Annotated in this window: 8 protein-coding genes, 1 pseudogene and 1 other annotated feature; of the genes and pseudogenes, 4 read left to right on the top strand and 5 right to left on the bottom strand. The window is 40.3% G+C overall.

The features are described 5' to 3' along the window. Positions 1 to 122 precede the first annotated feature (122 nt). Positions 123 to 218 carry a DUF2992 family protein gene (locus J6U00_RS15150; RefSeq protein ID WP_365717895.1) on the top strand — a complete coding sequence of 32 codons (96 nt, stop codon included), beginning with the start codon at positions 123 to 125 and terminating at the stop codon, positions 216 to 218. Further along, positions 215 to 727 carry a CDP-alcohol phosphatidyltransferase family protein gene (locus J6U00_RS02840; RefSeq protein ID WP_296578573.1) on the top strand — a complete coding sequence of 171 codons (513 nt, stop codon included), beginning with the start codon at positions 215 to 217 and terminating at the stop codon, positions 725 to 727. Before J6U00_RS15150 ends, J6U00_RS02840 begins: the two co-directional genes overlap by 4 nt. On the opposite strand, the gene J6U00_RS02835 is transcribed toward J6U00_RS02840, so the two are convergent. The 5 genes from J6U00_RS02835 to J6U00_RS02815 all read right to left on the bottom strand — a co-directional run bounded on the left by J6U00_RS02835 (position 707) and on the right by J6U00_RS02815 (position 5303). Next, the gene (locus J6U00_RS02835; RefSeq protein WP_296578570.1) at positions 707 to 1012 is read right to left on the bottom strand and encodes a hypothetical protein; all 306 of its coding nucleotides are present in this window, start codon (positions 1010 to 1012) and stop codon (positions 707 to 709) included. The genes J6U00_RS02840 and J6U00_RS02835 overlap by 21 nt on opposite strands. Next, positions 1002 to 1166, bottom strand: a complete 165-nt coding sequence (locus J6U00_RS02830; protein WP_296578565.1) for a hypothetical protein — start codon at positions 1164 to 1166, stop codon at positions 1002 to 1004. Before J6U00_RS02830 ends, J6U00_RS02835 begins: the two co-directional genes overlap by 11 nt. Next, complete coding sequence (locus tag J6U00_RS02825; RefSeq protein WP_296578561.1) at positions 1163 to 1774, bottom strand: sugar O-acetyltransferase; 612 nt, start codon at positions 1772 to 1774, stop codon at positions 1163 to 1165. The genes J6U00_RS02830 and J6U00_RS02825 overlap by 4 nt, the downstream gene beginning before the upstream one ends. 109 nt (positions 1775 to 1883) lie before the next feature. Continuing rightward, positions 1884 to 2066, bottom strand: a complete 183-nt coding sequence (locus J6U00_RS02820; RefSeq protein WP_296578558.1) for a hypothetical protein — start codon at positions 2064 to 2066, stop codon at positions 1884 to 1886. A gap of 594 nt (positions 2067 to 2660) precedes the next feature. Then, entirely contained in the window at positions 2661 to 5303 is a 2643-nt protein-coding gene (locus J6U00_RS02815) for a hypothetical protein (RefSeq protein WP_296578555.1), read from the bottom strand. A gap of 292 nt (positions 5304 to 5595) precedes the next feature. Further along, positions 5596 to 5839: a binding site (T-box leader), on the top strand. A 116-nt stretch (positions 5840 to 5955) separates the two neighbouring features. Here J6U00_RS02815 and J6U00_RS02810 point away from each other — a divergent pair. Next, on the top strand, positions 5956 to 8298 hold the full coding sequence (locus J6U00_RS02810; protein WP_296578576.1) for an AMP-binding protein: 2343 nt from the start codon (positions 5956 to 5958) through the stop codon (positions 8296 to 8298). Beyond that, positions 8298 to 8993, top strand: a pseudogene (locus J6U00_RS02805) (Zn-dependent hydrolase); the annotation flags it as partial. The gene J6U00_RS02810 and the pseudogene J6U00_RS02805, both read left to right, overlap by 1 nt.

Here is an 8993-nt window from a genome sequence, read left to right as displayed (position 1 = left end):
CACAGACTGTTTGCAAGGCTTGCAAGAGCTGTTGCAGAAAAAAGCGGTCACACATACTCCGAAAAGGCTGAGGAATGTGCAATGGCTTATATCATCAGTACTACTGATTTAGTGAACAGAACATGGAAGGAACATTGACGGTCTTTTTTGACGAGCCTTTCTTGGTGGGAATATTTGAGCGATGTGATAATGGCAGGCTGTATGTATATATACAATGAAAAAATATTTTGCAAATCTTATCACAAGTCTTAGAATCGTATTCAGCATTGCGTTACTGTTTCTAAAACCGCTCTCTCATATATTTATCATTCTTTATATTGCTGCAGGAATCACAGACATGATTGACGGTACCGTTGCGAGGGAAACCGGAACCGTCAGTAAATTTGGCTCGAAGCTGGATACTGTTGCTGATCTTGTTATGGTAGTCGTCTGCCTGATAAAGCTGATTCCGGTTATTCACATACCAAGTTGGCTCGTGGTATGGATCATTTTAATTGCTATGATCAAGACGGCTAATCTGATTACAGGATATGTCGTCCGAAAAGAGATCGTTGCTTTGCATACTGTAATGAATAAATTGACAGGTTTATTCCTGTTTCTCCTGCCACTGACACTATCATTCATTGATCTGAAATATAGTGGAGCTATCGTCAGTATTTTGGCAACAGTTGCAGCTATTCAGGATGGACATCTGAGCAGGACAGGTTCAAAGAAAAACGTTCCATGAATCAAAATCGGAATTTGATAAGGTGATAGAGTTTTTTATTAGAAACTTATATTGCAATGAATGTCGTACATACCATGCAGATTCTAGGCGATTGCTTTGACTGCTGACAGCATCAAGTGCCGCCGTATTGAACTCATTGCGAATTAGTTCTGGTGATACGATAACAAGCTCGAACAGTACTTCCTCTTTCTTTTCGGAATATCCGAAATGCAGCCTCCCTGAATTGACAAAAAGCACCTCATTCTGCTTGATGTGCAGTATTTCGCCGTTTACATCAAAGTCCACCCCCCTTTGTCACAAGGATGAACTTGTAATCATCGTGCCAGTGCATCAGCTCACGGAAAGTCGGAAGCTCTGACAAATGCTCGTCCGATGTCAGAATTGGCAGTTCCGGCGTTGTATAATTCAAATTCTCCGAAAGATCTTCATTCCTATTCATTGTTCTGCAATCTCCATCTGTCTGCCGTGGGAGATGAGATGCCTGTCATCGTCGTTTACCTCTCTGAGTACACGACAGGGATTTCCGACAGCGACCACATTTGCAGGGATATCCTTTGTTACGACACTGCCTGCACCAACAACAGTATTGTCACCGATCGTAACTCCAGGAAGAATGATAACACCTGCACCTATCCAGCAGTTCTCTCCAATACGGACAGGCTTATTGTACTGATAATCCTGTTTTCTGTGTTCAGGAGAAATGGGGTGAGATGCTGTTGCAACTGTCACATTTGGACCGAACATTGTATAGCTGCCGACATAGATATGCGTATCGTCCACGAGCGTCAGGTTGAAATTAGCATAGATCGTATGCCCGAAATGCACGTTCATGCCTCCGAAATTTGAATGGAACGGTGTTTCAATATAGACATTCTCCCCTATCTCCGCAAACATCTCCTTCAGCAATGCTGTCTTCTCTGACTGTTGACTCGGTTTCAGCGCATTATACTCAAATAGCATATCGAGCCTACGCAGCTGTTCCTTTGCGAGATTTTCCTCGCCAGGATGGTAGATCATACCGCTGTGTAGAATTTCTTCATAGTTCATTTAACTTCCCCCTTCAGCATTTTTTATCATTATAGCACTTATGAGTTGCACTTTCAAGCAAATAATGTGAACCAAAAGGAACGCCATATCACACAGCGTTCCTCGATTTTTAGGCTGTTACATTTATTATCAAGCGCCTCATAAGAACAAGATCAAACACATCAAGTTTATCATCTTCGCACAGGTCAGCTGCTTTCCAGTTTTCAAGCTTTATATCAGGAACAGCAAGCAGCCATTTCTGAAGTGCAACAATATCTGCAATGCTTGAGCAGTACTTTGCTTGGTATAACAAGGACGTAGAACTTGTTTTTTTTGAATGAGCGTTACATCGATACCGAAAAAAATGGCAGTTCGTAAAGTATGATTCTCTGATGTTTTTCTTATATCGGTAGCCGAGCTGTATAATCAAAGTAAGGGAAACGGAAGTTAGATATGCAGCAAAATGAAATTAAGCAAAGACCCTTCACGCACATCGAATACTAACTCAGGACATAACAAAAGCCGCTGTGGATAATCACAGCGGCTCTGCATATTTTTTCTATTGTACAGTATATCAAACTTCTCAAGTATTTTCAAGCCCCATGATACCTCGACTTTTATCGCTTCAACAGCTTTGTAATTTAGTCGGAAAACATACTATAACAGTGACCGATGGCAATAAACATATCAACTGCATGAAATATCCTATACCCTCTATGTACACTCAATGCAAGTTACTCTTTTCTAAGTTGTTTGACTGTGTCTATATCATATCATTTTATGCTAAGCTTTTAAATACTACTGAATATTTTATTGCACAAATCTTAAACTCTTTTCACAAAAATCAAAATTTAAATTACGAGACGCATTCACTTTTTACAAGATAATGTCCTGTTTTCCATTTATCTTATATATTGCGCATATTTTTTTCAACTCTTTCAAAGTAATCTACAAATGCATCTGCATATTTGTGGTCACCCTTATCATAGTTTACAAAATCATCAATGAAATTTATCATTCCGTCATTTGCATTTCTATAGGTATACTCGGGGGCATTCTGCTGTAAGAATTGAAGTGTATTCATGAATTTAAATGAATCACTGCAAAGTTCATCACATTTGTACTTGTCCTCCTGTGATATTTTTTCAGATCCTTTGAGTTTATCAATGATTATTTTTTGTACATCACTTGAATACAAATTTGCATTGAAAATAGTATCTCCGCCTTCAAAGTATTTTTCAAGTAATGCCCAGCCATAATCGTTATATTTTTCAATATAGTTTGCAAAAGTATTTATTATCCTGAAATTGACCGTCTCATTGCATTTAGTATCAGCCAGATTTCTTGCTGCAACAGTATAATTTCCGAGCTCAGACTCCTTAGTTACGTTATCCGCATAAAGAATAGAAGATCCTAACTGCTCACAGTTCTGCATAGCTGTTATGCCTCGAATGTTTGTATTACCGTCATCAAGGTTACAGCTAAAGGTAGAGTCAAAATTTTTGCCTACAGCGTAGCAGTGAGACAATTCATGAAGATAAAGAAGATGTATAGAATCCGGATGAACGTATATAGAATTCTGAACATCCATGCAAGTTTCCTCATATTTATCAGACGGTACCATTACTGCAGGATATACACCGCCCGGTATCATGCCTTCATATTTGCAGGGATTATCACATAAAGCATCAGCATATTCAAAAATATAAATATCTTTTCTTCTGACTCCCGTAATGTCAGATAAACTGTTGACAAGACGGCTCATTGTTCTCAGCCATGTTTCCCTTTCATCATCAGAAAAGAAATTATACTTCATTGTAATATGTAGGTTTTCACCGTTGTCGCAGTATACATCATATTTATCCATTCTGCTGTCTGTGCTGACGATATGGAAGTATGAAATGTTAAAATCTATTCGTGAATCGGTTTCAACTGTTTTGATACCAAAATTCGCTTTGTCGCCAAAACATGGGACATTTTTTTCGGTAAGCCTGTAAGTGATCATACCGTTTGCACTGTTTTCATTCGGTTTTTCAATTTTCAGGCAATCTGTTTCAGTTCTCAGATTCCTTTCATTTCCTGTTTCGCCATTGTACATAAACTTAACAAAAAAGCTGAAATGCTTTCTGAGTTCTTCTTCAGACATATTGTAAACTGATATTTCAGCACTTAAGCTGACTTGTCTCAGCATAAGGCTGCTCTGACCGAATTTGGAGAGACTGGTACAGTAAAATGTGGATTTTGTGCCTGCATTATACTTTGTATAATAATTCTCGGCTCCTTCTGTCCAGTCAATTTTGCCTGCCTCACGTTCAGATATCCGGATATTTTCATCAGGGATCGAAATCTTGGAATTGGATATGTAGGCGTATCTCTTTTTTGAATTAGAGTAAATACAAAGCCTGCCGGTATCAGAAATATAGAGTACCGAATTTTTATTTTCGAATGATTTTGAGCTCCAAACAGTCTCTCCAACTGAATTACAGATCACAAGATTGCCGTTGGATTTCATAACACATTTTTTGCCGGTATATTGCGTTCCGGAGTTCCACCTCGGATTATAATTCTTGTCATATACAACGAGGTTTCCATCATTCTGGAATATTGCGAAAAATTCCATGTTCGATGAGTAATAACGTTTTTCACATATCAGCTCTACATCACGTACAGCGGAATTTGCGATTATTCCCTGACTTGAAAATGTAAACTCACCATTTGATAATGAGTAGATGCAAAGCTCACCTTTATTGCTGAGATAAAGGGCTGTGTCCCCTGAAATGTCATCCTGTACAGCATGGGTGCTCCATGCTTCTGAGCCGTCTTCCTTGTAGATAACAAGCTGTCCATTGCTTTTCATAACACACTTTTTACCGATATTGGCAGTTCCGGATCTCCACAATATATCAAGCCCGTAATCAGACACCACAAGGTCTCCGTCTCTTTGAAATTCAACAAAATATTTCTGATTGGGAGAAGAGTAAGCGATACCCTCCTCTAAAACGATATCGGTTTTTGAAAAATCAGTAACGGCAGTATAATACGAACGGTATCCCAGATTGTTTCTACTTGAAAAAGTGCAGGCTTCTGTCTCATCAGAGTAAATAAATATTTCACCTTCATCACTGATGTAAAGAGAGGCGTTTTTGTTATTCTCTGTTTTGGAGCTCCACGCTTTTGAGCCGTCTGATCTGTATATCACAAGATCTCCGTTTTCTTTCAGAGTACAAGATGCATTATAATTATCTTCTGAGTCTGAAATCCACTTTTTATTGTCATTCTGATCATATACAACAAGATGTCCGTTGCTTTCAAATATGACATAATACTTCCCGTTTGGAGAAAAGTATTGCTTTCCCTGTAATATTATGCGATCTTTCTCAGAGGAGTCCCTAATAAGTGCGCAGGTAGTGGGTGTATGCATTTCAGCAGCTTCAGCCATTATGGAATTGCCAATTGTCAGTTCATTCAAATTAGTTCTGAATGGTGTGAAAACAGCAGCTGAAAGAGAACAGCATACTAACAGTGATGCGGTTAGCTTTTTAAATAACATAAATACCTCCAAATAATACATATTTTGAAATACATTTTAAACCCTAATGTATATTTCATAAATATTATAACCATTTGGCGAAGTTTTGTCAAGTTAAAAAGTAGCCTGATCGAAAAGCCTCAAAACAACTTACAAAATATCAAATTACAGCTATAGAATAAAGTTTAGAGAACAAATTCAACTTTCTGACAGCAGGCTTTTAGTATTTTAATTAAACAAAGTTTCACAATAATTAAAAAATAATTTTTCAAAAAGGTATTGACAAACGAATCTTTCTATGATATAATCCAGAACATAAGCTATGAGGAAGACAAGCAGAGGATTGCCTATGTCTACAGAGAGCCGACGGTCGGTGTGAGTCGGTGATATGCAATACTATGTATCCCTTCTGAGCCGGAATGCCGAAAATTTCAGTAAGCGTTCCCGTGATTCTGCGTGAATGAATAGGACTTGCTGGAGTCTGAAGTGGTGTTACGCAATAGCGGCACAATTTGAGTGGTACCGCGGGTAATCAGATCATGATACTCGTCTCAAAGTATTTATCTTTGAGACGAGTTTTTTGTTTTTCGCGGCAAAGACAGCGGCAGTATTTTTCTGCGACCGTTTCATTTTCCAGTATCAAATTTTAAAAGGAGAGATTATTATGAACAAAATGACGGAATTACAGAATGCAGAAGTAAAAATCAGAGAGGTCGCAGAGCGTATTTCAAATCTGCGTGAAGACCTCGGTATTTCAGTCGAAGAAATGGCTGCAAATACAGGATACTCCGTTGAGGACTACAAAAAATACGAATCAGGTGAACAGGATTTTAGTTTCACGTTCATCTACAAATGTGCTAACACCTTTAATGTCGACATCACTGACCTCATGGAAGGAAGCAGCCCTGAGCTGAGCGGCTATACAGTTACCCGTAAAGGTGAGGGCTTGCCAATCGTCCGCAGAAAGGGATTTGCCTACAACCGCCTTGCATCAAAATTTAAAAATAAGATCGTTGAACCATTCCATGTAGTTATCCCATATTCAGAGGAAGCTCTTTCACAGCCTCTGCATATGGCAAGCCACGCCGGACAGGAAATGGATATAGTTTTAAAGGGTACTGTACGCATGACAGTTGGTTCACATACAGAGATACTCCACGAAGGTGACTGTATATACTATGACAGCTCAATGCCACATGATGAGGTCGCTCTTGGTGGCGAAGACTGCGAAATTTACGCTTTCGTTATGGCTCCGCGTGGTACAACAGGAATGACCGAATTCCGTGAACATATTGCTGAACATCATCTTACAAATGTTGATAAAGCTGGTCTTCTGAATCCTGTGTCAGAAAAGTTTGTAAAATGCGAGACTGATGAGAATGGAATCCTCAGCGGCGTTCAATTCGTAAATGAGGATAAGTTCAACTTTGCATATGATATCGTTGATGCAATGGCAGAAAAATGTCCTGATAAAATTGCTATGATCTATGTTGACGTAGATCATAATGAGAGAAAGTTCACTTTCAAAGATATAAAGAAATATTCCTGCCAGACTGCAAACTATTTCAAGTCACTCGGTATTAAAAAGGGTGACAGAGTTATGCTTATCCTTAAACGTCACTATCAGTTCTGGTTCTCCATAATTGCACTTCACCGTATTGGCGCACTTGTTATCCCTGCATCCAATATGCTAAAAGAGCACGATCTGGAGTATCGCTTTAATTCTGCGGAGGTATCTGCTATCGTATGTACATTTGACGGCGATGTTGCAGATGAAGTCGATAAGGCTTGCGCTGTTTCTCCTTCACTTAAGACCAAGATACTCGTAAACGGTCATCGTGAGGGCTGGCACGATTTCAACGAGGAGCTCCCTGCATACAGCACTCATTTTGAGCGTACTGCCGATACTCCATGCGGCACCGATCCTATGCTCATCTTCTTCAGCTCGGGTACATCAGGCAATCCGAAACTCGTTCTCCACAGCTATCAGTATCCTCTCGGTCACTATGTAACTGCCCGTTACTGGCAGAATGCCGACCCTAACGGTCTCCACTTCACTATCTCAGATACAGGCTGGGGCAAGGCTCTCTGGGGCAAGCTTTACGGTCAGTGGATGAATGAAGTTGCTGTATTCGTATATGATTTCGAGCGTTTCCACGCAGATGATATCCTTCCTATGTTCAAGAAGTATAATGTAACATCATTCTGCGCACCTCCTACAATGTATCGTTTCTTCATCAAGGAAGATCTTTCAAAATACGATCTTTCATCTCTTAAATATGCCTGCATTGCTGGTGAAGCACTCAACCCTGAAGTATTCCACCAGTTCTACAAAGCAACAGGCATCAAGCTCATGGAGGGCTTCGGTCAGACCGAGACAACTCTTACGATCGCAAACGTTGTTGGTATGGAGCCTAAGCCGGGCAGCATGGGCAAGCCAAATCCACAGTATGACGTACAGGTGCTTCTCCCTGACGGTACTCCTGCAGGTGTTGGTGAAACAGGCGAGATATGTATAAAGCTCAAGGACAGCAGTGCTGTTGGCTACGGCGTTCCCGGACTTGCACTCTGCTACTACGGCGATGAAGAAAACACTGCTGAGACATGGCGCGAAGGCTACTACCACACAGGCGATACTGCATGGGTGGATGAGGACGGTTACTTTTGGTACGTCGGCAGAGTCGATGACGTTATCAAGTCCTCGGGCTACCGTATCGGACCCTTTGAGATCGAAAGCGTACTCATGGAGCTCCCCTACGTGCTTGAATGCGCAGTAACAGGCGTTCCGGACGAGATCCGCGGACAGGTAGTAAAGGCTACTATCGTACTCACAAAAGATAAGACAGGATCAGAAGAACTGGTAAGAGAGATCAAGGATTATGTCAAGGAGCGTACTGCGCCTTACAAGTATCCGAGAGTTATCGAGTTCGTTCCCGAGCTGCCAAAGACTGTCGGAAGCGGAAAAATACGCCGTGCTGCTATCCGTGAAATGGATAACGCAAAGTACAAAAAATAATGAACAAGACTTTCGTAACGAAAATGCCGAATCATATAGGGGCATTTCTAAAGGCAAGCAAATGTTTTGCTTCACTCGGTGTAAATATTACGAGAGTAAGCTATAACAAAGCTGTGGATTCCCATATGCTGTTTATTGATGCAGAGGGAACTCCTCAGCAGCTTTCAAAAGCTTCCGAAGAGCTTTCAGCTATTGGCTACCTCCGGTGTGACGATGATAACCGCAGCGTAATGCTGCTTGAATTCCGTCTGAAAGATGAACCAGGAAGTGTTACTTCAATACTTGAGCTCATAAGCGCACATAGCTTCAATATTTCATATATAAGCTCTCAGGAAAACGGTACAGAATATCAGCTTTTCAAAATGGGACTTATAGTTGATAATTCAGATAAATTAAATGGTTTCATAGAAGAAGCGAAAAAGCTTTGCAGTGTCAGAGTTATCGAATATAATCATGCTGAGAAGATATTTGACAACAGCTTCTTTTACAGTACATTCGTTAATGAGATATCGGCTGCGATGGAAATCTCCTCCGAAGCAAAAAACGAACTTATAGTCAATACAAATCTGGCTATGCAGATACTGGACGAGACTGGCGTATCTCCTTACCTTACTTTTGACAGCATAAGCCGTTTTACAGAGCTTCTTGCTGCTTCAAGAGGGATTAATTTCTCACCAAGGATAACTCATCAAAAT

It is taken from the genome of Ruminococcus sp., assembly GCF_017650195.1.
GTDB lineage: Bacteria > Bacillota > Clostridia > Oscillospirales > Ruminococcaceae > Ruminococcus.
Note: the sequence above shows the minus strand (reverse complement) of the source record. Positions and strands in the feature narration are given on the sequence as shown.

Excerpts from the sequence above, each read along its gene's own strand:
- J6U00_RS02810 (WP_296578576.1), top strand. The coding sequence starts at position 5,956 with ATGACGGAATTACAGAATGCAGAAGTAAAAATCAGAGAGGTCGCAGAG.
- J6U00_RS02815 (WP_296578555.1), bottom strand. The coding sequence starts at position 5,303 with ATGTTATTTAAAAAGCTAACCGCATCACTGTTAGTATGCTGTTCTCTT.
- J6U00_RS02825 (WP_296578561.1), bottom strand. The coding sequence starts at position 1,774 with ATGAACTATGAAGAAATTCTACACAGCGGTATGATCTACCATCCTGGC.
- J6U00_RS15150 (WP_365717895.1), top strand. The coding sequence starts at position 123 with ATGGAAGGAACATTGACGGTCTTTTTTGACGAGCCTTTCTTGGTGGGA.
- J6U00_RS02830 (WP_296578565.1), bottom strand. The coding sequence starts at position 1,166 with ATGAATAGGAATGAAGATCTTTCGGAGAATTTGAATTATACAACGCCG.
- J6U00_RS02840 (WP_296578573.1), top strand. The coding sequence starts at position 215 with ATGAAAAAATATTTTGCAAATCTTATCACAAGTCTTAGAATCGTATTC.